Here is a 24,711-nt window from a genome sequence, read left to right as displayed (position 1 = left end):
TATACACTGCCACTACTTAGGCTTTCGCCTCGTCTTTCTTTCGAAAGCCGTCAAGAATAATCATCGCGGCACCAATACAGATCGCCATGTCTGCAAGGTTGAACGCTGGCCAGTGATAATTACCCCAGAAAAAGTCCAAATAATCCACGACAAACCCATGTATTACTCGGTCGAATACGTTACCTACTGCGCCACCAATAATCATGGCATAAGCAATATTATTCCATTTCTCTTTCGCTGGTAGTTTACTCATCCAGTAAGTCAAAAGACCCGTAACGATAAAAGCAATACCTGTAAATAACCAACGTTGCCAGCCCGCTTGATCACTCAAAAAGCTAAAAGCAGCACCATAGTTATGCACGTACAAAAGATTAAAGAATGGCAAAATTTCTATGCGGTTTGCCCAGCCATATCCCATGTTGTTCATTACAACATACTTAATGCCAATATCAGCTAAAAAGATAACCACCGCTAACCATAACCAGCGAATACCAGATTGCTTTAAAGACAGTGCTTTTTCACTCATTACTTTACCTACAAACAGCCCCAGTAAATACTGGGGCTGTTAATTTTAAAAAAAGTTCAGTCGTTCTAGGCAATTACGCGAATTTACGTACTTCACCTTCGCCTTCTACGTTAGATACACAACGACCACAGATTTTCTCGTGACCTTCAATTGTGCCTACGTCTGGCGTGTGGTGCCAACAACGATCACACTTCTCGCCTTCAGCTGCTGCTACTTCAACAAACAAGCCTTCGATATCCGTGGCTTGTGCTGCATCAGTCTTCTCACCTAGAGGCTTAACTTTCGCCGCAGAGGTTAGTAGAACAAAGCGCAGTTCATCTTCAAGTTTGTTGATCTTCGCTGCTAAAGCGTCATCAGCAAATAGAGTCACTTCAGCTTGTAGTGCACCACCGATGGTTTTCTCTTTACGCGCATCTTCTAGAAGTTTGTTTACTGCACCACGAACCGCTTGGATCTCAGCCCAGAATTCATTGTTCAGCTCTTCACCTTCAGCAAGGCCGAATAGACCGTCGAACCACTCACCAGTGAATACGAACTTGTCGCGCTCGCCTGGCATTTCGTTCCAAATTTCATCTGCAGTGAACGACATGATAGGAGCCATCCAACGAACAAGCGCTTCAACAATGTAGTAAAGCGCAGTCTGACAGCTACGTTGAGCGTTGCCGCCACGTTTTGCTGTGTACTGACGGTCTTTAATTACGTCTAGGTAGAAAGAGCCCATTTCGATCGAACAGAATTGCATTAGACGCTGAGTCACACCGTGTGTGTTGTACTCTTCGTATGCTTTAACAATCTCTTCTTGTGCTGCTAGCGCACGACCAACTGCCCAGCGATCTAGCGCAACCATCTCTTCAACAGGAACGATGTCTGTTTCAGGGTTGAAGCCGCTTAGGTTAGCAAGGAAGAAACGCGCTGTGTTCCGGATACGACGGTAAGCATCTGCGCTACGTTTTAGGATTTCATCAGAAACCGCAACTTCACCAGTGTAGTCTGTTGAAGCAACCCATAGACGAAGAATATCAGCACCTAGCTTGTTAGTTACGTCTTTTGGCGCAACCACGTTACCGATAGATTTAGACATCTTACGACCCTGACCATCAACCACGAAACCGTGTGTCAGTACTTGTTTGTAAGGCGCTTCGTCTTTCATCGCGATAGATGAAATTAGAGAAGATTGGAACCAACCACGGTGTTGGTCAGAACCTTCTAGGTATAGGTCTGCACTGTTGCCGTTGTACTCTTCACGAGCATCAACAACGGAGAAGTGAGTGACACCTGAATCGAACCATACGTCTAGCGTATCTAGTACTTTTTCGTATTGGTCAGCGTCAGCACCTAGTAGTTCAGCGGCATCTACATCCCACCATGCTTGGATGCCTTTCTCTTCAACCAGCTTAGCGACTTTCTCGATCAGCTCTAGCGTGTTTGGATGAAGTTCTGCTGTTTCTTTATGAACAAACAGAGCAATTGGCACACCCCAAGTACGTTGACGAGAGATACACCACTCAGGGCGACCTTCGATCATACCTTCGATGCGGCTTTGACCCCACTCAGGCATCCACTCTACGTTCTTGATTGACTCTAATGCTTTAGCACGTAGGCCAGCTTGGTCCATAGAAACGAACCATTGAGGTGTAGCACGGAAGATGATTGGAGTCTTATGACGCCAACAGTGTGGGTAGCTGTGCTCGTAAGCGTGGTGGTGTAGTAGTGCACCTTTTTCTTTTAGTACTTCTACTACTGCATCGTTCGCTTTAAATACGTGCTGACCAGCAAATAGCTCAGTGTCTGGAAGGTAAACACCGTTTGAGCCAACTGGGTTCGCTACTTCTAGGTTGTACTTGTTACCAACCGCAAAGTCTTCTTGACCGTGACCAGGTGCAGTGTGAACAACGCCAGTACCTGAATCAGTCGTAACGTGATCACCCAGGATCGCCGGTACAGTGAAATCGTAGAATGGGTGTTGGAATTGAGAAAGCTCAAGCTCCGCACCTTTAGCAAAGCCAAGGTTGTGGAAGTGCTCGATACCCGCACGGTCCATAACGTCTTTCGCTAGTTCAGCTGCAACGATGATACGTTCAGGTTGCTCGCCTTCGACTTGGATAAGTACATACTCAAGGTCATCACGTAGACACACAGCACGGTTCGCGGGAAGCGTCCAAGGAGTTGTCGTCCAGATGACAATAGAGATATCGCCTTTACCTTCATGACCTTCAGTCAGCTCAAACTTAGACAACAGTGCCGCTTCGTCAGCCGCTTTAAAACGAACGTCGATAGATGGCGATACTTTATCTTTGTATTCTACTTCCGCTTCAGCAAGAGCAGAACCACAGTCTGTACACCAGTGAACAGGTTTGAAACCTTTTAGCAGGTGACCATTACTTGCGATCTTACCAAGAGCACGAATAATGTTCGCTTCAGTTGCGAAATCCATAGTGCGGTATGGCTTGTCCCACTCACCCATGATACCAAGGCGTTTGAAGCTCTCTTTCTGACCTTCAACCTGACCTGCAGCGTATTCGCGACATTTCTCGCGGAATTCTGCTGCCGTCACTTTTTGGCCTGGCTTGCCTACTTTTTTCTCTACCATTAATTCAATAGGTAGACCGTGGCAGTCCCAACCAGGAATGTAAGGTGCGTCAAAACCTGAAAGTGTTTTGGATTTAATAATAATGTCTTTAAGAATCTTGTTTAGTGCGTGACCAATATGAATGTCACCATTTGCGTAAGGAGGGCCATCGTGCAATACGAATGACTTTTTGCCTTTCTTAGCTTTACGGATTTCACCGTAAAGATCTTCTTTGTACCAACGCTTAAGCATTTCTGGCTCACGATTGGCCAGGTTGCCGCGCATTGGAAACCCTGTTTCAGGTAAGTTCAGGGTATCTTTATACTCACTCATCGATTCTTAATTCCGTTATATTGGGCGAAAATTAGACATTATGTTGAACGGTGGAATAAACCGCTCAACGCTTAAGCTGACGCAGCCACACCCTTGCTGCTTCAGCATCCAATTCGATTTGTTGTTTAAGTGCTTCAAACGACTCAAACTTTTGCTCATCTCGAAGTTTATGCAAAAGTTCCACTTCTAGTTGCTTGCCATATAAATTGGCATGAAAGTCGAATAAGTGTACTTCTAACTGCTGGCGAACGCCATTGACAGTCGGTCTTTGACCAATATTAGCGACACCGCCAATTGGCTTATTTCCTAAGCCAAGCGCTTGAACAACATAGACTCCGGAAACCGGAGAAACACAGCGTTTCAAAGGAATATTCGCAGTAGGAAAACCTATCGTTCTTCCCAGCTTTCTTCCGTGAGAAACACGACCGCTGATGCTGTAGTTTCTTCCCAGCATCTGTTGCGCGGAATGCAAATCGTCACGCGCCAGCGCTTGACGGATAGCCGTACTGCTGACACGTAATTGTTGTAAACAAAAGCTCTGGGTACTCACGACATCAAAACCGTACTTTTCCCCCGCTTCCTGCAGCATTGCAAAGTTACCTGTACGGCCTTTGCCAAAGCAGAAATCATCACCAACGACAAGAAACTTAACACCCAAACGCTCGACCAACAAGTCACGGATAAATTCTTCCGCGGTTAAACTTGCAAAATGACGATTGAAATTGACGCAGAGCAAGCGATCAATATCGAGCTTACTCAATTGCACGAACTTATCGCGTAATCGCGTCAACCGTGCAGGTGCCTTATCTTTGGCAAACAGCTCCATCGGCTGAGGTTCAAAGGTCATCACAACAGAAGACAATGATAGCCTGTCCGCTTGCTCAGACACTTGCTGCAATACTTGTTGATGGCCTTTATGGACACCATCGAAATTGCCAATAGTCAGCACGCAACCATGATGTCGCGGGGTGATATTGTGAATGCCTCTAATCAGTTCCATTGGATACTGCTTTCTGCCTCTGTTTTTACTTTACACTGTGTGAAACTGACGGATTATATACTAATCACCCTTAGTCTGTCCCAGCTTTTAGGTCTTTTAAGCGTGCACCCGTTAAAAATAGAACCACTAGGTAAACCACGGCTCCTAGACCGATCAACATTCCTAGTACACCGCTGCGGTGAGCAAAGCTCCAATCTAGCCACACTGACATGTCTTCCAATTGCCATAAGATCGCAGCCACCATCGCCGCACCTGCAATAACCAAACGTATAATAAAGAAGACGGTTCGTTTGGTGATTTGGTATACCCCTGCGATATGTAGACCACGATACAGCAATGCCATATTCACAAACGCCGAAAGTGCCGTCGCAATAGCCAAACCAACGTAACCATAAAAGTACGCAAAAATTGCGTTAAACACCATGTTGGTCACCATCGCAATGATGCCGTACTTTACTGGCGTTTTAGTATCTTGACGCGAGTAATAACCTGGCGCGAGCACCTTGATCAACATGAAGTTCAACAAACCTGAAGCGTAGGCAAAGAGCGACAATGATGCTTGATGTACGTCTTGAGGAGAAAATTCACCTCGCATAAACAGAACCATGAGCATAGGTTTTGCCAGTACCATCAGACCAAGCATTGCAGGAAGGCCAAGCAAGATCACCATGCGCACCCCCCAATCCATGGTTTGCGCGAAGCCTTCACTTTGTGCGTCAACGTGTTTACGTGAAAGCGCGGGTAAAATCACAGTCGCAATCGCAATACCAAACAGACCTAAAGGAAATTCCAATAAGCGGTCTGAGTAATATAGCCAGCTGATCGAACCGGTTTGCAAAAAACTGGCGATGAACGTATCAAACAACAGGTTAATCTGACTGACCGATACACCAAATAAAGCGGGGATCATCAAAGTACGGATTTTCACTACACCCGGATCGCGCCAGCCCCATTTTGGCTTAACCATGACGCCTGCTTTAATAAGGAAGGGAATTTGGAATAAGAACTGGACCAAACCACCTAAGAAAACACCAATGGAAAGCCCTATTTCTGGCATTTCCATTTGCGGCGAGATAAACCACGCCGCCAAAATAATCATCACATTGAGGAAAACAGGGGTAAAGGAGGAGACAGCAAATTTACCTAATGTATTGAGGATAGCGCCCGATAGAGCGACGAAGGTAATGAACCATAAATAGGGAAAGGTGATTTTGAGCATCACGCTAGCAAGCTCAAACTTTGCTGCAGCCGGGCCACCATGCATCCAGTCAAGGAACCAACCAAAACCAAACACTGCAGTGACCACGCCGGAGCCTAGGACACCTAAAATGGTAACAATAGAGACTATCACCCCTAACGTACCCGCCGCTCTAGCAATCAGTTCCCGAGTTTTATCCATGTCGCCTTGAGCATGGCTTTCCGTTAAAACAGGTACAAACGCTTGGGAAAAAGCCCCTTCAGCAAACAAACGTCGTAAAAAATTAGGAATTTTATTGGCGAAGAAAAAGACGTCTGCGCTTGCTCCTGCCCCCATTAAATTTGCCACTACAACATCACGAACTAGGCCAAGAACGCGGGAAATAAATGTCATAGCACTGACGATCATGCCAGACTTGAGTAGTCGTTTACTCACTGTAACCTCGGAATATCACCATAAGACAGCTAACCCTATACTGTTTCTCTGACAGGTGCTGTAAATAGACGTCAAAAATCTATCCGCGGGTTGTAAGGAATAAGTGTGCCTTTCGCGGATAATTATTAGCATTGGTATAAAAATGCTGTTAGAATCCCCGCCATCTTAACCGCGATAACCTCTCTTACCAAAATTTGTTTTGGCTTAGATCGGTTTTTGCACAAATCATTTGACATTTAAGCGCAAATGAGGGATATTCCTCGCCCTTAAATTGTCACAGAACTAAGTTTTTGGGAGTTAGACCCTTGGCAAATAGTAAATCTGCTAAGAAGCGCGCTATCCAAGCTGAGAAACGTCGTCAGCACAATGCTAGCCGTCGCTCAATGATGCGTACTTACATGAAGAAAACTGTTGCTGCTATCGAAGCAGGCGACAAAGAAGCTGCAACTGCTGCATTCGCTGTAGTTACACCTATCCTAGACCGCATGGCAACTAAAGGCCTTATTCACAAGAATAAAGCAGCTCGCCATAAGTCTCGTTTCGCTGCACAAATCAAAGCTCTTTAATAGAGTCCTGATTTTGCAGTGAAGAAAAAACCGACCTTGTGTCGGTTTTTTTATATCTACAAAATTTTCTTAATAAAAAAGCTGGCAATGCCAGCTTTTCTTTTTTCTGCACGCCTATTCAAAGGCATCAGCTTATTTACCTTATAAAGCTCAAACTGGAAAGCACTAATAAAACACTTGAGAACAAAGCAAATTGGTCGATGCGCAGTAACTCTACCATCAAAAGTTTAACGCCACTCTCAAATATTCCAACGAGTTAGATTCACAGCCTAAAATGAACGATATATTCGGTATATGTAATTAACGCTAAGCGCTTTCAGCACAATAAAGACTATGCAGTGTTTTTATTAACGCTTTCACTTCATCACTCTTTAATGTGTAGTACACGGTTTGTGCTTCTTTCCTTGTCGTGACTAGCTCATCACGGCGAAGCCAAGCAAGATGCTGAGATAATGCCGACTGGCTTAGCTCTAACTTTGCACACAGCTCTCCCACGGACAGCTCTTGGTTATGCAGCATACAAAGGATTTGTAGGCGTCTCTCGTTTGCCATCGCTTTGAGCAACACGACGGCTTTTGCGGAGTTCTGCTCCATTTCTTGTAGATTCATGTGTTGGACCTCTAGCTACAACTTACTTATTCCAACCCTGGCCAGCTTGTTGTGTTGCACTGATTTATATATCTAAGAAAATCAAGATACACTTCCAGAGTCTTCATTATTAGAACCTCTAATTTAGTTGTTAGTGATACACCAATATTATCCACCAAAGTGGAGAATTGATGCGCCATCAATAATTAATAGTTTTGCTCACTAAAACAAGTATCTTGAGTTACTTAGGTATTATTTAGAATTATATTTTTATTGATAGTAATCTATTTATTTGCGCAACGATACGGGTTTACTCAAACATTTGACTGAAATCAGCATCACAAACATTTTTTACCGCTGGGTGTTGGATCATTCGTTCCGCAAAAATCACGTAGTACTCTTCTTTTAACCCATCGACATGACCAATTAGCTGTAGATTTCGGTCGTCCTCAATCTCCGACATGTATACGGTCGGCGCTAAGAAAATCACATCATCGTGATACCGTGCGAAAGCCTTCATCAACGCAACATCATCAAATTCTCCCAACACATTAGGCTGAAGACCTTGACGATCAAACCACTGAATAACCTTACGCCCCATTGCTGTTCGGCTTGCAGGAATCAAAAGCTTTTTCTGTTCCAGAATCTCAGGGAAACGCACATTTTCAATTTCAGAAGAGGCGAAAAAGCTCATGCTGCTCTCACCTAGCTTTTTGCTATAAAGGCCAGGGCTTTGAGTTGAGTCAACGGGACAATCCGAGAGGATCATATCCAGCTTGTGCTGAGACAGTCGTTCAAGTAGCAATTCGTGGGTTGACTCATAACAGCGTAAATGAATACTGTTATCTTCCGGGACAGTCGTCATTAGTACTTTACTGACCAAGCGTTTAGATAACGCATCGGCTACGCCAACTTCAAACAGAATGTTCGAGTGCTGGCTGTAATTGACGATATCTAACATCTCATAACTCAAACCAAACATTCGGTCGGCGTACTTAAAAACAAGTTGCCCTAACTCAGTTGGCTCAACTGTACGACCATTTCGTTTGGTTAACTTTCCTTTCATGCGTTCTTCAAGCGCTTTAATCTGCCCTGTCACTGTTTGCGGTGTCAGGAAAAGCGCATCGGCCGCTTTAGTTACAGAGCCCTGTTTGCACACCATCCAGAAATAATATAGATGGTTGTAGTTTAGATGTGACATGATCAAGTCCCGAAAAGAAAGTGATGCTTTTTATACCAAATGTGACAGAGACAAACAATAAACTCGACAAAACCATACAATACATTACAAAAACATAAGTTTTACCGAATATATAAAATTAATACTGTCATAAAAGTTGAACTGAGGCGCATTTTATTTCTAAAGAAAACGCAATAACCACACAAAGCGAAAGCCAATTTTATTCATTAAATTCAAACAGTTAAAAACCTTCATTTTTCCCTACTCACACCACTATCAAAAAGAACAATAAAAATTACTCACAGCAAGAAATCTGTAATATTACTGAAATATTTGTTCTCTAACATCGCCCGCAGTTTCAACTACAGACCGAAAAATGAACTGAAAGGTCAACGGAGAAAATTATGATGAACCAAGCTACTTCAACAGTGGCGCCAATTTCGAGCACTGCTCGTTGGTTACGCTGGGCTAACTTGGCATTCATGTTGTATCTGCTTCTTCTAGCAGTATCTATGGTTGGTAGTGGCTTCAAATGGGCAACTGGCGATCAAGCTAAGGTGCTATTTGAGTTTGCCGCTCACCCTGTTGCAGGTCTAATGATCGGCTTGGTGGCAACAGCCTTAATTCAGTCCTCAAGCACTGTAACGTCTATTATTGTAGGTTTAGTTGCAGGTGGCTTACCAGTAGAAACCGCGATTCCAATGGTGATGGGTGCCAATATTGGTACCACAGTGACCAATACGCTTGTTTCTCTTGGTCACGTACGTTGTAAAGAAGAGTTCAAACGTGCATTTGCAAGCGCAACTATTCACGACTTCTTCAACTTACTTGCTGTTGCTATTTTCCTTCCGTTGGAAATGATGTTCGGCATTTTAGAGAAAGTTTCTCATTGGCTTGTTTCTCCACTACTTGCTACTGGCGATATGAGCATTAAAGGCTTCAACTTCATTAAGCCAATAACAAAACCAGTTGTGGGTGCAATCAAAGAGCCACTTTCAACATTCGGTGATACTGTTGGTGGCATCATGCTTATCGTTTTGGGCATTGCGACAATCTTCGTTGCAATTACGGTAATGGGTAAGCTAATGAAGAGCCTAATGGTTGGCCGCGCACGTGAAATTTTGAAAAACGCGATTGGTCGTGGCCCTATTCACGGTATTGTATCGGGTTCAATCGTGACTGTGTTGGTACAATCTTCATCAACAACAACTAGCTTGATGGTTCCACTTGTGGGTACAGGCGTTCTTAAAGTTCGTGATATTTACCCATTCACGCTAGGTGCAAACATTGGTACTTGTATTACGGCGCTACTAGCAGCAACAGCCGTATCGGGTGAGTTTGCGGTATTCGCGCTTCAAATCGCTCTGGTACACCTAGTATTTAATATCATGGCAACGCTGTTTATCTTTGGTATTCCGTTCCTACGTGAAATTCCAGTGAAAGGCGCTGAGATGATTTCTGAAATGGCTATCAAGAACAAAGCTGTTGTCGGTGGCTACCTAATGTCTGTATTCGTTATTTTACCAGGCGCGATCTTAGCCCTAACGACATAACAATAACTTACATACCATCGCTTATTGTTTAGGCTCCACATTGTGGGGCCTTTTTTGCGTTAATGACGCTGTTCAAATTCGTTGTCTGGTGATAATTTGAGCCATACCAGCATACTTATGCTGGGCTACCTCATTTGGAGTCGACAACATGACGCAGCTTAATGGCACTATTTCTGATCAGCTACTCGCAATAGACGAAAACCTAACTCAACTGGTTGCTGATATTGATATCCTCAGTAGCGTGAATCCTCTCAATTATGCTCAGGAAAGAGAGCGCTTTATTAAGAACAAATACTCTCAAGAGCCTAACTTCCAATACTCAACTACCAATCTAGATACTCACAGCGCAAAGCGACGTCTGTATGAACTGCCTTTAGAAAATATTCAAGACACCCAATTACAAAAGCTGTACGCGGATGTGATTCAGTCTTACGCAGATAAATTGGATCAAGTGAATACTATCGGTACACAAGAGTTTCTTTATAACTCCTTGCGCTATTACGGAGAGCCGAGCGCCAAAGATATTGCCAGCGCCCATTTCATTTTACACCTTCCCACGGAAGAAGAGAGCAAACCGCAGCATGATAGCCGTGCGATAGCACACTTCATGCAAAACTTTGCTCAACGTAATGGATATGAGTGTGAAATACAGGTGTTGGATGGGATGTTAGCAAACGCACTCGTTTCGGGGTCTCGAGTCAAAATTAACCACGCAGCATACATCACGACCGATGAGTTAGAGGCTCTCGCACATCATGAAATGGGTGTACACCTTCTTACTACGCTTAACGGTCGTCAACAACCGCTAAAGGTCCTGAGCTTAGGGTGCCCAGCTAATACAAACACCCAAGAAGGGCTGGCTATATTGTGTGAATATCTGTCAGGACATTTCAGTATCAAACGCCTAAGAACCTTAGCCTTACGAGTCCTGGCGGTAGAGTCGATGATCAAGGATCGCGATTTCCGCCATACGTTCATGCTATTAAAAGAACAGTATAAAACGTCTGACCTTCAAGCATTTACAACGACTGCTCGTGTGTATCGAGGAGGCGGTTTAACGAAGGATTACTTGTATCTAAGGGGGTTCCGAGAGGTGCTCAATGCCTACGATAAACTGGGCGATGACTTTTCATTGTTGCTATGTGGAAAAACAGAACTGAAGTATTTTGAGCTTATCCGCTCATTAGTGAGCAAGCAAATATTCACCCAACCCAAGTTTATTAGCCCGGCACTGTCTGCACCGATGCAGACCAACCCTATTCACCGCTATATTGTCAGTGCACTCAAGTAATACCTTCAAAGTACAAAAAGCAAAAAAGCTCCATTTGGAGCTTTTTTCATATCTTGAAGAACAACACTGGTTACACTGAGAATGGGTAACGAATAGGGTCGTGATGCTCGTATCCTTCAACCCAAAAGTCATCCAGTGTGACCCATGTTTCCAGATCTTCTAGAGATTTAATCTCTCGATTGATGTGGAACGTCGGCGCTTTTAATGGTTCACGTTTCAACTGAACATCACGCATCAGTTCAAGCTGATCTTCATAAATGTGCGCATTCACAATCTTATGAAATGCCTGACCAGGTTTCTTGCCCGTGATTTGCGCCATGATCGCCAAGAACACGTAAACTTGAACCATATTGAAGTTTAAGCCAAGCGGTACATCACACGAACGCTGAGTACTGTTTAGGTAAAGCGTATCATCCAGCAATGAAAAATGGTGGCTATACATACAAGGACGCAAGCACCCCATGTGGAATTCACCCGGGTTGTAGAAGTTCAAGATTTCACCGCGATCATCAACACCACGCGTTAAGTCATCCACTATCTTGCGTAATTGGTCAACATGCCCGCCATCAGGCTTCGCCCATGCGCGCCCCTGGACACCGTAGACACGGCCCATGTCGTCTTCACCTTTACGGTATGGATTATTTAACCAAGCATCATTTAGGTTGGCATTGGCATCCCAGGTTTTCGTGCCCAGCTTACGAAAATCTTCCGCATTATCGTAACCACGAATGTACCCTAGTAGCTCTGCAACGGCCGCTTTCCAAAAACTTTTACGTGTGGTTACCAACGGAAATTGATTGTTCGCAACATCGTAGGTTAAATCCGCGTTGATTACGGTCAGGCAGCGCTTGCCTGTACGCTCATTTTCAACCCAAACACCTTGGTCAACGATGCGTTGACACAAATCTAAATACTGTTTCACACCAATACCTTACTTCGTCTTTTGTGGTAACTCGTCTTTGTAATGACCACGTTTGTATGCCCAAACCATCATTAGGACACCGATAACTACCATTGGCAGGGATAAAATCTGTCCCATGGAAATAAAGCCACCGAATAACCCCAAATGAGCGTCTGGTTCGCGCACGTATTCTACTAGGAAACGGAAGGTTCCGTAACCCGCAAGAAAGAGTCCTGAAACAGAACCTAGAGGACGAGATTTCTTGATGAACCAATTCAAGATGAAGAAAAGTACGATACCTTCAAGCGCCATTTCATAAAGCTGCGATGGATGACGTGGCAGTGGACCACCATTTGGAAAAACGATCGCCCAAGGCACATCCGTTACTCGGCCCCATAGTTCGCTGTTCATGAAGTTACCCAAACGCCCCATACCTAAACCAAATGGCACAAGCGGCGCGATAAAGTCGGCAACGCCGAAGAACGTTCGCCCGTTTTTGTGTGCGTACCAGAACATCGCGGTAATCACACCCAGTAAGCCACCGTGGAAAGACATACCACCGGTCCACACTTTAAACAGATACAAAGGGTCAGCCAGGAAAAGCTCAAAATTGTAGAAAAGCACGTAGCCTACACGGCCACCAATCACCACGCCAAGGAAGCCTGCGAACAACAAATCAGAAACCTGTTCTCGTGTCCAACCACTTCCCGGCTTATCCGCACGTCGGTTCGCTAACCATAGGGCGAACATAAAGCCCACAAGGTACATCAAACCATACCAACGAACCGAAACAGGACCAATAGAGATTAAAACCGGATCAATATTGGGAAATTCAATATATCCCTGAGACATAAATCATTCTCTTCTTATCACAACAAAATAAATATACCCAAGTAACCTCTAGATGCTTGGTTCAGCGAGAATGACTTGGGTACAAACTTAGAGCAGCATGGTCGCTGCTACAAACATTAAGAACACCGCGAATATCTTTTTTAATACCGCAGTTGGAAGGTTAGTTGCCAGCTTTGCGCCCACTTTTGTTGTGAGCATCGAGGCCATGGCAATTGCTAATAAAGCGGGAAGATAAACATAGCCAATACTGTATGAAGGCAAGCCTTCTACTTTATAGCCATGTAAGATGAAACCGATCATACCAGAAATAGCAATCACGCAACCACAAACGGAAGATGAACCTACCGCTTTACGCATTTCTATCCCGTGTTTATTTAAAAATGGGACCGATAGTGAACCGCCACCAATACCAGCAAGGCTTGATACGACGCCAATCCCCGTGCCATACGCAACGGTCACCGGGCTGCTCGGCATAGGTTTACTGCTCGTAACTTTAATGGAACGGAACATTTGTACTGACAGGCAAAGTACAATCACACCAAATACTTTCGGCAAATAGTGCGTAGGGATCCACTCAGCAATATTGGCACCGACAAAACCACCTATAACCACACCTGGCATCAACCATTTTACGACGAACATATCGACATTGCCGAGCTTAAGGTGATTCATCGCCGATGAGCCTGACGTGACAATAATACTCGCTAACGAAGTGGCTAGGGCCATGTGCATACTCATTTCTGGAGAGATTCCAGCAAAAGGAAGCAAATACAACAAGGCAGGAACAACTATCAAACCACCACCGATACCGAGTAACCCCGCCATCACACCCACAAAAGCGCCTAGCGCCAACAATAACAAAAATAAAGAGACGGTCACGATTTCCTACTTTTTACCTGCACGGATAAAGCCCGCAAAACCCTGTTGGATGAAGAAGTCATGCATCATTTGATGAATGTCCTCCCCGTAGGACTTTGTCATTGCTTGCTCCGCTAATTTTTCTAATTCTTCTTGTTGGCTATGACGAATCAAATATTTCACCTTAGCCACGTTGGAGGTGTTCATACTCAAACTGGTATACCCTAACCCAAGTAAGAGAAGAGCGCCAAATGGGTCGCCAGCTAACTCACCACAAATACACACTGGCACCTGATACTTATCGCACACGTCATGGATTTGCTTAAGCGCTAACAGTACCGCAGGATGCATAGATTCATAGACATCCGCGACGCGCGAATTGTTCCTATCAACTGCTAATAAATACTGGGTTAAATCGTTTGTCCCGACAGAAACAAAATCAACACGGTGAGCAATCGTTGGCAATAAATACACCATTGATGGCACTTCGATCATGACCCCAACTTGTGGGAACTGAATTCTATCATCAAGCAACACGGCTTCGCTGTGGGCTTGATTAATCAAGCTAATGGCATCGTCTAGCTCTTTTACCCCAGACACCATTGGCAACAAAATACTTAAGTTACCGCTTTCTGCACTCGCCCTTAACATTGCACGCAGCTGGATCAAGAAAATATCTGGGTGATCTAATGTAAAACGAATGCCACGCCAGCCTAGAAACGGATTATCTTCTTCGATCGGCAAATATGGCAAAGGTTTGTCACCACCAATATCCAAAGTGCGCATCACCACTCGTTGATTCGGATAACTGTTGAGTATCGCTTGGTATTGATGATACTGCTCATCTTCTGACGGAAAGTGATGCTGAAGTAAAAATGCAATCTCAGTTCGGTACAACCCAACTCCATCAACACCTGTATTGATGGCAATATTACTGTCTGCACTGAGCCCCGCATTGAGCATAATTTCGATGTGGTGATTGTCTTGCGTAACCGCTGGTAGTGCTAGGTCCTTGTTTACCATTGCAAACAATTCTGACTCTTCACTCACTAAGCTGCGATACTCTCGCAATAATTGACGGTTTGGCTCTAGGAAGATCTCGCCCGTATAACCATCCACTATCCCGAGTTTGCCATTGACCATATCCGGGTTAATGTTGGCGCCCATGACAGCGGGAACTCCAAGTGCGCGAGACAAAATAGCCGCATGAGAGTTCGCGCCACCTTCTAGTGACACGACGGCTAACAAAAATTCTTTAGGTACAGATGCAAGCAAGGTGGCTGTGAGTTCATTCGCCACCAAAATAATGGGACGATCAATTGCAGAATTTTCTTGCTCACTGTTATGTAGAAAATAGAGCAGCCTTTGCCCTAACTCTCGGATGTCTTGCGCTCTCTCGCGCATGTAGACATCCGACATTCTGGCAAATCGATTCGAGTATGATTCTACCACTTGGCGTAACGCCCAGTCTGCCCTATCTCCTTTTTCAATCTGCTTCTTCAAATCACCGCGAAGCATCGGGTCATTGAGTAAGTGCGTAAACAGATCGAAGATCGCCAGCGCATCTTTGTTGATTTCACTGTCCAGCTTTTTCCGCATACGGCGAAAGTCATTTAACGCTCGCTCTATCGCCACCAGCAATGTCTCGTGCTCACGTTCTTTATCTAACGTGGACGAAGGGAAAACATCCGATAAACTCGGCTGGGTATTGTCGAACCAAAACTCTCCAATCGCGACACCAGTAGATGCAGGCAAACCTTTTAATACCGTGGGTTTAGATGCCAACTGCCAATGCCCAAGATTCTGCGCATGCGCAATAAGCACTGCTAGCTGAGCGGACAACGTGACAAGAAACGACTCTTCCATTTCACTGAACAAGCGCGGTGTTTTTTGCTGGATCACCAACACACCTAAAACTTGTTTTCGATGAATGATTGGAGTGGCTAAAAAGGAGTGGTAAATCTGTTCGCCGAGTTGAGGGAAGAATTTAAACTCGGGATGTTTTGAGGCTTCGGCAAGGTTGAGTGGCTCTGCGCTTCGTTTAACCAACCCAACCAAGCCTTCATTGAAGTTGATATGAATACTATCACCTTCAAAAATAAGGCCTTGAGTTGCCATTAACTCAAGGCGCTGCATTTCTTCATTAGCAAGATAGATAGTACAGCACTCAGTGCGAAGGGCAGCACAAGTCTCTTTCACCAATATATCGAGTGCCAGATGCACATCATCGACCCTGGAGACTTTCTCAACTATTTCCCTTAGCTGACTGAGCATGATTATCCTCTACGTTGCTTTTTTCTTTTCCCTTTCGCTGTTCTCTCTCGAAAAGGCATGGCTAAGGATGCAAACTCTTTCATCGCTCGTCGATAAACATCTCGCTTGAAAGAAACAACTTGCCTAACTGGATACCAGTAACTCACCCAGCGCCAACCATCAAATTCAGGGGATTTTCCGCGTTGCATATTAATACGAGATTCATCGCATTCTAATCTCAGCAGAAACCATTTCTGTTTTTGGCCGATACAAACAGGCTTGGAGTCCCAACGCACCAATCGCTTTGGTAGCTTATATCTTAACCAATGACGACTTGTTGCAATGATCTTAACGTCTTTTTTCGTTAAACCGACTTCTTCGTATAACTCCCTGAACATGGCTTGTTCAGGGGTTTCACCTTCGTCAATCCCACCTTGTGGAAATTGCCATGAGTGTTGCCCGTATCGTTTAGCCCAGAAGACCTGACCATGGTTATTACATATCACAATACCAACATTAAGTCGGTAACCATCGCCATCTATCACTGGCTAACCTCTATGAATAAATTTTTTATTACCGTGATTTTTCCACATATCCCCATTACTAGCAAACTTACTGATGTGATATGAGCAAGATTTATTACCTTTTCACCATATTTGGATATCTTTTAATCAAGCCATACCTTATCAACACAAGAGTGAGACATTGCCCACATTTATTCACCTTTTCTGTGAATAACTTTGTGAAGAATTCAATTCAAATGAGTAATTCTGTTCAACCCCATCACAAGCAAAACAAATAAAGAAACAGAAAAACAAACATAAAACATTGATAAAAAAGTCTTTATTTTAAAAAATAGCGATAAATCGATCTTCAGTTTCTTGATGATCTTTTCACCAAACTCAGATCGGTCAAAGATCCACCAATAGGCTATTTATCCACACTCACCTGCTATTCGTTTAGATGATTACAACAAAATCAACCCCAAAAATGCATTTTAACCCCTGTTTATTCATACAGACCCCGTCAGGATCTTATCAATACCTCCTCCACCTGTGGATAAGTTATGAATTGATCGTTCTTACACCGCCTCGGTGAAATCTTAAACAGTAGATTTGGCCGGAGTTTGATAAACTATATTTTTTGTAATACCACCTTGTGACTATGAAACCAGAACCACAAACAGAAGCAGAGCTATTGGAACGAGCGCATGATATGGCAGGACTCAGTTTTGCTGAGTTGGCCGCCGAGGCGAATATTATTGTTCCTGAAAACTTAAAACGTGATAAAGGTTGGGTGGGTCAATTACTCGAATGGCACTTGGGCGCCCCAGCTGGCAGTAAACCTCAACAAGATTTCGCTAAGCTAGGGATCGAGTTGAAAAGTATTCCGATCAGTTACTCTGGCAAACCTTTAGAAACAACCTTTGTTTCTGTGGCTCCCCTCACTGGTGTTCATGGTCTTACATGGGAAACAAGTCATGTTCGAAACAAGCTATCTCGTGTGCTTTGGGTACCAGTGGAAGGGGAACGAGAAATTCCACTTGCAGAAAGACGTGTTGGTAGCCCACTGATTTGGTCACCAGACGACGAAGAAGAGCGTATTTTACGAAACGACTGGGAAGAGCTAATGGAGATGATCGTCTTGGGGAAATTTGATCAAATTTCCGCCAGACACGGAGAAGCGCTGCATCTTCGCCCTAAAGCCGCGAATGCAAAAGCACTCACCGAAGCATACAGCTCAAATGGCAAGCCGATAAAAACTCTGCCCCGAGGTTTTTACCTCAGAACACAGTTTACTGAACAGATCTTACTCAAGCACTACATCAACACGCAATCTGAGTAATGTTGTTTCCGCCATTTAGTGCGTCACGAGCGATAACTCGATATCACAGTACGAGGCTGCCTCTTCAGTGCCACATTCGTCATACGCGTTGTGCAGCCTTAAGTACGCTTTATCTACCCCTAACCTCAGCAGCTCTTCTTTCACCAAATCTAGCGAACCGAAATGTATCGGATCTTCACCGTCTTTAATTGGCTCAAGTTGATGCTTGTACTCCACTGCTAGCAAATAGTCAGAGACATCAGAACACCCAATCACAAATACTTTGGGAGTTTTATAAGTATCTTTATGGGAACCATGTAACCACATGTCCAATTGATGCTTCTGCATAACGTACCTCCTTCACACGATCATTTAAGTGTAGTTAGGCAATGTATAGCTTTCGAGTTTGGTCTTCCTTTATACGTAAATCATTTGCGATAGCGGTTAAAAATCCCCTATATTGGAATCACTTATTTAGTCGGTAACTCTTCAAGGACGTGATATGCAATACACAAAACTACCGCACTCATCACTTGAGATCAGTAAAATCTGCCTCGGAACCATGACGTTTGGCGAGCAAAATACAGAAAAGGACGCCTTTGAACAGCTCGACTTTGCCCTTGATCATGGGGTGAATTTCATTGATACCGCAGAGATGTACCCTGTACCTCCCAAAGCGGAAACGCAAGGACTCACCGAGCAATACATCGGTAATTGGTTAGCAAAGAGCGGCAAACGTGAAAAAGTTGTGCTGGCAACAAAAGTGGCTGGCCCTCGTGGTGTCCCTCACATCCGAGACAACATGAGCCTTAATCGTCGCCACATCCATACAGCAATTGATGACAGCCTTAACCGCCTGCAAACGGATTATGTCGATTTATACCAATTACATTGGCCTCAACGTCAAACTAACTGCTTTGGTCAACTCAACTACCCTTACCCAGACAAACAAGAAGAAGTCACATTAATTGAAACCTTGGAAGCGCTGACTGAGCTAGTGAATGCAGGCAAAGTACGCTACATCGGTGTATCAAACGAAACGCCATGGGGTGTGATGTCATTACTGCGTTTAGCTGAAAAGCATGATTTGCCACGCATTGTCTCGATTCAAAACCCATATAACTTGTTGAACCGCAGCTTCGAAGTTGGCTTGTCTGAAATCAGCCACTATGAAGGTGTCCAGCTACTGGCCTACTCTCCACTGGCATTTGGCTGCCTAAGTGGCAAATACTTGAATGATGAGAGACCAGAGGGTGCTCGATGCACGAAGTGGGAGCGTTTTGCGCGCTACTTTACTCCTCAGGGGATAAAAGCGACCGAAGCTTACGTCAATTTAGCCCAAGAGCATGGTTTGGATCCTGCACAAATGGCACTCGCATTTGTCAATCAGCGCCCATTTGTAGCATCTAATATTATCGGCGCGACTAACCTCGACCAATTAAAAGCCAACATCGACAGTATCGACCTAAAACTAAGCGATGAGCTCCTTACTGAGATTCAAGCAATTGGTACAACCTACTCGAATCCATGCCCTTAACAGTAAAGCTCCCCTCAAACGAAAACAGCTGACCTTCAAGGTCAGCTGTTTATCAAATGAAGTATGACTTCATATCGCACGTTAAGCGTGTTGAATGACTTGATAGCAACTCAGTCAGTCCAACACGCTAACGATTACGTCATTATTCGCGACGTTAAAACTCGACGAAGGTGACGAACTCGACGTTCAACTTTTACTGCATCCGGAACATTGGCGCGTGTGGAACGACCATCGCTATCTAAACCAATATCCCTCAATAGATGAACATTCGTCCATGGAACATCATGAGCAGTGCGGCGTATGGTTCGCTGCCATTGCTTTTCTTCGCGTTTAAGGTCTGCTTTCAATAGCAAAGTTGCCAGTTGTAGGTAAATAGAGTGACGCATAATATTTTCTCCGATTATCGATGTATTCGACTGGGAAAAATAGTGCGTAAAATGAACAGAGGTGCTCTGTTGATACTAAGCCGCTACTTTTCCGCAGCCTAGTAATAAATAAGATAGGTTACGGATTAATTTTTATCTTGTGAGCCAGTGGTATTGGTATCATCCGACTTAAGAGTCATCGGAGCGATAGGCATACGATCAGCGCAAGCAGTGGTGTTAACAACGTAATGTTTCATCTTGCGCCTCCTAGCTAAAAATTAATCCGTTTATGAAAGGTATAACTCATTGAGTTACGGTTAAATTGTAAGCTTTGATGAATATATATCAAACATTTTTTGTCTTTTTGATTAAAAACAAATCAATACACCGCAATTCAGTTTCATATACTTTTCTATATAACATATTCACCTAGGGAATATATAAAATTACGGATTTTATAAATCAAACTGAATACAAAACAAAAAGAGCGGCTTTGTAGCCACTCCTTTACTGATATTCATTCACCAATTTAACTTCAGAAAGAACAAATTACATGGCTTGATCGGAAATCAAATTATGTTTGTTCAGTAGTCGATACATGGTCGCGCGTGAAACACCAAGCTCCTTCGCCGCATTCGAAACTTGACCAGAATGAGATTCCAAAACAACCAGTAACGCGTCACGCTCACTCTTCTCACGAATCGATTTCAAACTACGCTTTGAGTCATTACGCTGAGGCAAATCTAGGTGATGCTCTTCAATCATTACGCTGTCAGACATCAGAACCGCTCGTTTCACTTGGTTCATCAACTCACGTACGTTACCTGGCCAGAAATAACGTGTCAGTGCCTTGAATGCATCCTCAGAAAAGCTTTTTGCTTGCGAGTTATACTCTTTAGAAAACTCTTGTAAGTAGTAGCGCGCTAACAAAGAAATATCGCTCGCGCGCTCTTTTAAGCTCGGGACATTAATGCGTAATACGTTAATGTAGTGATAAAGCTCTTCATTAAAATCTCCGTCAATCAAGGCTTTTTCTACATCTGACGAGTTAGCCGCAAGGATGCGCACGTTGACCGCTTTTACACCATCTTTGGTATCAATGGTGCCTTCTTGCAAGAATCTCAGCAGATTCATTTGTTGCTCTTTTGAGATGGTAAGAATGTCATTAAACAGCACCGTACCGCCATCCGCTTGTTCGAGCATACATGCTTCCATATCTTCATCGGCGTTAATACCAAATACTTCAGCTTGGAAACGTTGCTCATTGAGTGCGCGACAGTTAATTGCCATAAACGGTTTATGAGAACGTGAAGAGACTTTGTGGATAGCGCGAGCAACCGCTTCTTTACCTGTACCACTTTCCCCAGAAATCAGAATACTGACGTCCGTCGGACCGATTCGCTTTACTTGATCGCGTAAACGCTTCATCGGGATAGATTCACCGATCAGCCCCATGTCTAAGCTGCTACCAAAACTAGGCCAAACTTTTTTCTCCAACTTGAGCATACCAAGCTGGTGACCAATCGTGCTTAAAAGCTGGGCATCCGGGATTGGCGCAGTGAAAAAGTCGATACAAAAGTTAACAATGAACTGGCATATGGTGTCAGTGCCAAGCTGAGATTCACGAATAAACGCTAACCAACGCACGTGTTTGTGAGAACTGACTAAGTTCGCCAAACCGTTCAAGCTGAATTCGTCATGGCTGAGATCGACAATACCGATACATGGACCAATATCCTCTAACAACGTATTAGCTTTGCGTAAGTCACCCACTTGGTGACACTTCCAGCCCACTTGCTCAAGTACTGATAACCAAGGCTCATAAGTACCGCCAACTACCACAAGCGATCCCGGGATGGAATCCATCTTAAACTGCCCAGCCATTCTCTAACCCTTTTTCATTGTTAATAGAAATTTTGCGCCACAAACCTATCTTTGCGAGCGGGTAACATTATCGAGACTCCGCGCCCCCACGTCTGTCTCAGTATTAAGACTATGCAATAGATTGAGATTTGGCGAATGTTTATTTGCATATCCTATTAAAAAGCAAATGCAACAACTTGAACTTATTTAACTAAAAGGCATAAAAAAACCACCCGAAGGTGGTTTTTTTTGATCATCCTGCCAAATTACGCTTGTGGGCGCATTGCTGGGAATAGGATCACGTCACGGATAGTGTGCGTGTTAGTCAGTAGCATAACCAGACGGTCGATACCGATACCTTGGCCTGCCGTTGGTGGTAGGCCGTGCTCTAGTGCAGTGATGTAATCTGCATCGTAGAACATAGCTTCGTCATCACCAGACTCTTTAGCTTCAACCTGTGCTTTAAAGCGCGCGTCTTGATCTTCTGCATCGTTAAGCTCTGAGAAGCCATTCGCTACTTCACGACCGCCGATGAAAAATTCAAAGCGGTCTGTAAAGAACGGGTTGTCATCGCTACGGCGAGCCAGTGGAGAGATGTCCGCTGGGTAGCCAGTGATGAACGTTGGCTGCATTAGCTTAGGTTCTGCTGTTTCACCGAAGATTTCTTCTAGAAGCTGACCACATGTCCAGAAGTCTTCTACTTCAACATGTACTGATTTCGCGATAGAAACCATCAGTTCACGGTTTTGTAGATCTTCTTCGGTTAGCGCTTGGATTTGCGCGTGATCTGGGTTGTACTGCTTGATTGCTTCAAACATGCTCATACGAGTGTAAGTGCCACCAAATTCAACCGTTTCATCACCGTAAGGCATTGATGTTGAACCTAGAACTTCTTGCGCTACCGAGCTTAGTAGTTCTTCAGTAAAGTCCATCAGATCTTTGTAATCCGCGTACGCCATGTAGAATTCCATCATAGTGAATTCTGGGTTATGACGTGGAGAAAGACCTTCGTTACGGAAGTTACGGTTAATTTCGAATACGCGATCGAAGCCACCAACCACTAGACGCTTCAGGTATAGCTCAGGTGCAATACGTAGGTACATTGGCATGTCTAGCGCGTTGTGATGCGTAATGAATGGGCGTGCACTTGCACCACCAGGGATCACGTGCATCATCGGCGTTTCTACTTCCATGAACTGTTTTGAGATCATGAAGTTACGAATTGCAGACATCACTTTAGAACGTACAATAAATGCTTTACGTGAATCTTCGTTCACAATCAGATCAACGTAACGCTGACGGTAACGCATTTCTTGGTCAGTAAGACCGTGGAACTTCTCAGGAAGTGGACGAAGTGCTTTAGTTAGCAACTCGTATTCTTCCATGTTCACGTATAGGTCACCCTTACCAGATTTGTGCAGCGCACCTTTAACACCGATGATGTCACCGATATCAAGACCTTGGTATTTCTCTTTTAGCTCTTTTTGTACGTCTTTAGCAGCGTAAGCTTGGATACGGCCAGATGTTTCTTGAATTACTAGGAATGGACCACGCTTAGCCATAATACGGCCAGCAATTGCAACCACGTGGTTAAGCTCTTCTAGCTCTTCCTTCGTCTTTTCACCGAACTCTTTTTGAAGGTCGCCCGCTAGTGCGTCACGACGGAAGTCGTTTGGGTGGCCGTTTGCTTTGCAGCTCTTTCGGATTTCATCCAGTTTAGCGCGGCGTTCAGCAATCAGCTTATTTTCTTCTAGTACAGTTTCGTTTTGAACAGCATCAGTCATTTTCGATGTATCCTGTTTTTGTCGGTGAAAAGCTTTATAGGCCTGATTTCAGGCTAGCTTCAATAAATTTGTCCAGATCGCCATCAAGAACCGCTTGAGTATTACGGTTTTCAATGCCCGTACGGAGGTCCTTAATACGTGAGTCATCCAATACGTAAGAACGGATCTGGCTACCCCAGCCAATGTCAGACTTAGCGTCTTCATTAGCTTGTTTTTCCGCGTTTTGCTTTTGCAATTCAAGCTCAAATAGCTTCGCTCGAAGCTGTTTCATTGCCTGATCTTTGTTCTTATGTTGAGAACGGTCATTCTGACACTGAACCACTGTGTTCGTAGGTACGTGCGTAATACGTACCGCAGATTCTGTGGTGTTGACGTGCTGACCACCTGCGCCTGACGCACGGTAAACGTCGATGCGTAGGTCAGAAGGATTAATGTCGATGTCGATGTTTTCATCAATCTCTGGATAGATGAACGCAGACGCAAATGACGTATGGCGACGGCCGCCTGAATCGAACGGAGATTTACGAACAAGACGATGAACGCCCGTTTCAGTGCGCAACCAACCGTACGCATACTCACCAGAGATGCGAACTGTTGCCGACTTAAGACCCGCGACCTCACCTTCAGAGACTTCAATCACTTCAGCTTTGAAGCCCTTCGCCTCTGCCCAGCGTAGGTACATACGCAGCAGCATGTTGGTCCAGTCTTGTGCTTCCGTACCACCAGAGCCAGCTTGCAAATCGATGTAGCAATCTGAACTATCATGGTCACCCGAGAACATACGACGGAATTCAAGCTTTTCTAGCTTCTCTTCCAACTCAGCAAGTTCTGGTTCAATTTCGTCAAATGTTTCTTGATCTTCTTCTTCTACAGCCAGCTCAAGAAGACCTTCTACGTCTTCTACACCTTGCTCTAGTTGATCAATAGTTTCAACAACCGCTTCTAGCGATGCACGCTCTTTACCCAGTGCTTGTGCACGTTCAGGTTCGTTCCATACATCAGGTTGTTCAAGCTCTGCGTTGACTTCTTCTAGACGCTCTTTCTTCGCGTCATAGTCAAAGATACCCCCTCAGGACATTTGTGCGCTGAGACACGTCCTGCAGACGGTTTTTAATTGGATTGATTTCAAACATGTTTACTCAACATTTTAGAATAGAATTTAACCGAGAAATTCTACTGAAAAATGTGACCGAGATACAGGAAAATTTCGGATGAGAAATCAGATTGCGGTTAGA

Annotated in this window: 21 protein-coding genes; 5 read left to right on the top strand and 16 right to left on the bottom strand. The window is 44.3% G+C overall.

All coding sequences use genetic code 11. The features are described from left to right. Positions 1-16: 16 nt before the first annotated feature. From lspA to murJ, 4 genes are all read right to left on the bottom strand, one after another. Positions 17-526: a signal peptidase II gene (gene lspA / locus NB463_RS07425; RefSeq protein WP_005397302.1), complete on the bottom strand. Its 510-nt coding sequence runs from the start codon at positions 524-526 to the stop codon at positions 17-19. Positions 527-599: 73 nt separating this feature from the next. After that, positions 600-3,428 carry an isoleucine--tRNA ligase gene (ileS, locus tag NB463_RS07420; RefSeq protein WP_182019269.1) on the bottom strand — a complete coding sequence of 943 codons (2,829 nt, stop codon included), beginning with the start codon at positions 3,426-3,428 and terminating at the stop codon, positions 600-602. Between the two features lie 64 nt (positions 3,429-3,492). Then, positions 3,493-4,428 carry a bifunctional riboflavin kinase/FAD synthetase gene (ribF, locus tag NB463_RS07415; protein ID WP_258432342.1) on the bottom strand — a complete coding sequence of 312 codons (936 nt, stop codon included), beginning with the start codon at positions 4,426-4,428 and terminating at the stop codon, positions 3,493-3,495. Between the two features lie 70 nt (positions 4,429-4,498). Next, the gene (gene murJ / locus NB463_RS07410) at positions 4,499-6,061 is read right to left on the bottom strand and encodes a murein biosynthesis integral membrane protein MurJ (RefSeq protein ID WP_046873949.1); all 1,563 of its coding nucleotides are present in this window, start codon (positions 6,059-6,061) and stop codon (positions 4,499-4,501) included. A gap of 305 nt (positions 6,062-6,366) precedes the next feature. Between murJ and rpsT the strand changes: the two genes are divergently transcribed. Then, the gene (gene rpsT / locus NB463_RS07405) at positions 6,367-6,627 is read left to right on the top strand and encodes a 30S ribosomal protein S20 (RefSeq protein WP_005381938.1); all 261 of its coding nucleotides are present in this window, start codon (positions 6,367-6,369) and stop codon (positions 6,625-6,627) included. 306 nt (positions 6,628-6,933) lie between these two features. Here rpsT and NB463_RS07400 read toward each other — a convergent pair whose 3' ends face one another. Further along, a complete protein-coding gene (locus tag NB463_RS07400) occupies positions 6,934-7,236 on the bottom strand; it encodes an ArsR/SmtB family transcription factor (protein ID WP_005397309.1) in 303 nt (100 codons plus the stop codon). 289 nt (positions 7,237-7,525) lie between these two features. Further along, entirely contained in the window at positions 7,526-8,416 is an 891-nt protein-coding gene (nhaR, locus tag NB463_RS07395) for a transcriptional activator NhaR (RefSeq protein WP_005381942.1), read from the bottom strand. A gap of 386 nt (positions 8,417-8,802) precedes the next feature. Here nhaR and NB463_RS07390 point away from each other — a divergent pair, with 386 nt between their 5' ends. Together NB463_RS07390 and NB463_RS07385 are read left to right on the top strand one after the other, a co-directional pair. Then, positions 8,803-9,948: a Na/Pi symporter gene (locus NB463_RS07390; protein WP_031780616.1), complete on the top strand. Its 1,146-nt coding sequence runs from the start codon at positions 8,803-8,805 to the stop codon at positions 9,946-9,948. Positions 9,949-10,096: 148 nt separating this feature from the next. Next, positions 10,097-11,239 carry a flavohemoglobin expression-modulating QEGLA motif protein gene (locus tag NB463_RS07385; RefSeq protein WP_258432335.1) on the top strand — a complete coding sequence of 381 codons (1,143 nt, stop codon included), beginning with the start codon at positions 10,097-10,099 and terminating at the stop codon, positions 11,237-11,239. Positions 11,240-11,309: 70 nt separating this feature from the next. Here the strand turns inward: NB463_RS07385 and NB463_RS07380 are convergent, their stop codons facing one another. The 5 genes from NB463_RS07380 to rppH form a co-directional block, all read right to left on the bottom strand. After that, the gene (locus tag NB463_RS07380; RefSeq protein WP_258432334.1) at positions 11,310-12,161 is read right to left on the bottom strand and encodes a thymidylate synthase; all 852 of its coding nucleotides are present in this window, start codon (positions 12,159-12,161) and stop codon (positions 11,310-11,312) included. 9 nt (positions 12,162-12,170) lie between these two features. After that, on the bottom strand, positions 12,171-12,992 hold the full coding sequence (gene lgt, locus NB463_RS07375) for a prolipoprotein diacylglyceryl transferase (RefSeq protein ID WP_145473139.1): 822 nt from the start codon (positions 12,990-12,992) through the stop codon (positions 12,171-12,173). Positions 12,993-13,079: 87 nt separating this feature from the next. Then, positions 13,080-13,871, bottom strand: a complete 792-nt coding sequence (locus NB463_RS07370; RefSeq protein ID WP_258432333.1) for a sulfite exporter TauE/SafE family protein — start codon at positions 13,869-13,871, stop codon at positions 13,080-13,082. Positions 13,872-13,877: 6 nt separating this feature from the next. Next, positions 13,878-16,124 carry a phosphoenolpyruvate--protein phosphotransferase gene (ptsP, locus tag NB463_RS07365; protein ID WP_258432332.1) on the bottom strand — a complete coding sequence of 749 codons (2,247 nt, stop codon included), beginning with the start codon at positions 16,122-16,124 and terminating at the stop codon, positions 13,878-13,880. A gap of 2 nt (positions 16,125-16,126) precedes the next feature. Continuing rightward, positions 16,127-16,648, bottom strand: a complete 522-nt coding sequence (gene rppH, locus NB463_RS07360) for an RNA pyrophosphohydrolase (RefSeq protein ID WP_258432331.1) — start codon at positions 16,646-16,648, stop codon at positions 16,127-16,129. A 619-nt stretch (positions 16,649-17,267) separates the two neighbouring features. Here rppH and mutH point away from each other — a divergent pair. Further along, positions 17,268-17,948, top strand: coding sequence for a DNA mismatch repair endonuclease MutH (gene mutH, locus NB463_RS07355; RefSeq protein WP_258432330.1), 681 nt, complete (start codon positions 17,268-17,270; stop codon positions 17,946-17,948). A gap of 15 nt (positions 17,949-17,963) precedes the next feature. Here mutH and NB463_RS07350 read toward each other — a convergent pair whose 3' ends face one another. Continuing rightward, positions 17,964-18,275, bottom strand: a complete 312-nt coding sequence (locus NB463_RS07350; protein WP_258432329.1) for a DUF6482 family protein — start codon at positions 18,273-18,275, stop codon at positions 17,964-17,966. A 154-nt stretch (positions 18,276-18,429) separates the two neighbouring features. On the opposite strand from NB463_RS07350, the gene NB463_RS07345 reads away from it, so the two are divergent. Beyond that, the gene (locus tag NB463_RS07345) at positions 18,430-19,464 is read left to right on the top strand and encodes an NADP(H)-dependent aldo-keto reductase (protein WP_046873963.1); all 1,035 of its coding nucleotides are present in this window, start codon (positions 18,430-18,432) and stop codon (positions 19,462-19,464) included. A gap of 134 nt (positions 19,465-19,598) precedes the next feature. Here NB463_RS07345 and NB463_RS07340 read toward each other — a convergent pair whose 3' ends face one another. The 4 genes from NB463_RS07340 to prfB all read right to left on the bottom strand — a co-directional run bounded on the left by NB463_RS07340 (position 19,599) and on the right by prfB (position 24,609). After that, on the bottom strand, positions 19,599-19,850 hold the full coding sequence (locus NB463_RS07340) for a hypothetical protein (RefSeq protein ID WP_005397324.1): 252 nt from the start codon (positions 19,848-19,850) through the stop codon (positions 19,599-19,601). A 528-nt stretch (positions 19,851-20,378) separates the two neighbouring features. Continuing rightward, positions 20,379-21,713 carry a cyclic-di-GMP-binding transcriptional regulator VpsR gene (vpsR, locus tag NB463_RS07335; RefSeq protein ID WP_258432328.1) on the bottom strand — a complete coding sequence of 445 codons (1,335 nt, stop codon included), beginning with the start codon at positions 21,711-21,713 and terminating at the stop codon, positions 20,379-20,381. Positions 21,714-21,958: 245 nt separating this feature from the next. After that, the gene (gene lysS, locus NB463_RS07330; RefSeq protein WP_005397328.1) at positions 21,959-23,476 is read right to left on the bottom strand and encodes a lysine--tRNA ligase; all 1,518 of its coding nucleotides are present in this window, start codon (positions 23,474-23,476) and stop codon (positions 21,959-21,961) included. A gap of 34 nt (positions 23,477-23,510) precedes the next feature. Beyond that, positions 23,511-24,609, bottom strand: a protein-coding gene (gene prfB, locus NB463_RS07325) for a peptide chain release factor 2 (RefSeq protein WP_100068604.1) whose coding sequence is annotated in 2 segments (ribosomal slippage) — positions 23,511-24,533 and positions 24,535-24,609 — 1,098 coding nt in all. Because the reading frame shifts where the segments join, the coding sequence is not laid out codon by codon here. Between the last annotated feature and the right edge of the window lie 102 nt (positions 24,610-24,711).

This window comes from Vibrio sp. RM-41-2B, assembly GCF_024744415.1.
In the GTDB taxonomy this organism is placed as follows: domain Bacteria; phylum Pseudomonadota; class Gammaproteobacteria; order Enterobacterales; family Vibrionaceae; genus Vibrio; species Vibrio diabolicus.
The sequence above is the reverse complement of the archived record's forward strand: the minus strand, read 5'-3'. Positions and strand labels throughout refer to the sequence as shown.

What these genes read in the sequence shown, in the direction of transcription:
- lspA (WP_005397302.1), bottom strand. Translation starts at nt 526, where the DNA reads ATGAGTGAAAAAGCACTGTCTTTAAAGCAATCTGGTATTCGCTGGTTA.
- ileS (WP_182019269.1), bottom strand. Translation starts at nt 3,428, where the DNA reads ATGAGTGAGTATAAAGATACCCTGAACTTACCTGAAACAGGGTTTCCA.
- ribF (WP_258432342.1), bottom strand. Translation starts at nt 4,428, where the DNA reads ATGGAACTGATTAGAGGCATTCACAATATCACCCCGCGACATCATGGT.
- NB463_RS07400 (WP_005397309.1), bottom strand. Translation starts at nt 7,236, where the DNA reads ATGAATCTACAAGAAATGGAGCAGAACTCCGCAAAAGCCGTCGTGTTG.
- nhaR (WP_005381942.1), bottom strand. Translation starts at nt 8,416, where the DNA reads ATGTCACATCTAAACTACAACCATCTATATTATTTCTGGATGGTGTGC.
- NB463_RS07390 (WP_031780616.1), top strand. Translation starts at nt 8,803, where the DNA reads ATGAACCAAGCTACTTCAACAGTGGCGCCAATTTCGAGCACTGCTCGT.
- NB463_RS07385 (WP_258432335.1), top strand. Translation starts at nt 10,097, where the DNA reads ATGACGCAGCTTAATGGCACTATTTCTGATCAGCTACTCGCAATAGAC.
- lgt (WP_145473139.1), bottom strand. Translation starts at nt 12,992, where the DNA reads ATGTCTCAGGGATATATTGAATTTCCCAATATTGATCCGGTTTTAATC.
- ptsP (WP_258432332.1), bottom strand. Translation starts at nt 16,124, where the DNA reads ATGCTCAGTCAGCTAAGGGAAATAGTTGAGAAAGTCTCCAGGGTCGAT.
- mutH (WP_258432330.1), top strand. Translation starts at nt 17,268, where the DNA reads ATGAAACCAGAACCACAAACAGAAGCAGAGCTATTGGAACGAGCGCAT.
- NB463_RS07350 (WP_258432329.1), bottom strand. Translation starts at nt 18,275, where the DNA reads ATGCAGAAGCATCAATTGGACATGTGGTTACATGGTTCCCATAAAGAT.
- NB463_RS07345 (WP_046873963.1), top strand. Translation starts at nt 18,430, where the DNA reads ATGCAATACACAAAACTACCGCACTCATCACTTGAGATCAGTAAAATC.
- NB463_RS07340 (WP_005397324.1), bottom strand. Translation starts at nt 19,850, where the DNA reads ATGCGTCACTCTATTTACCTACAACTGGCAACTTTGCTATTGAAAGCA.
- vpsR (WP_258432328.1), bottom strand. Translation starts at nt 21,713, where the DNA reads ATGGCTGGGCAGTTTAAGATGGATTCCATCCCGGGATCGCTTGTGGTA.
- lysS (WP_005397328.1), bottom strand. Translation starts at nt 23,476, where the DNA reads ATGACTGATGCTGTTCAAAACGAAACTGTACTAGAAGAAAATAAGCTG.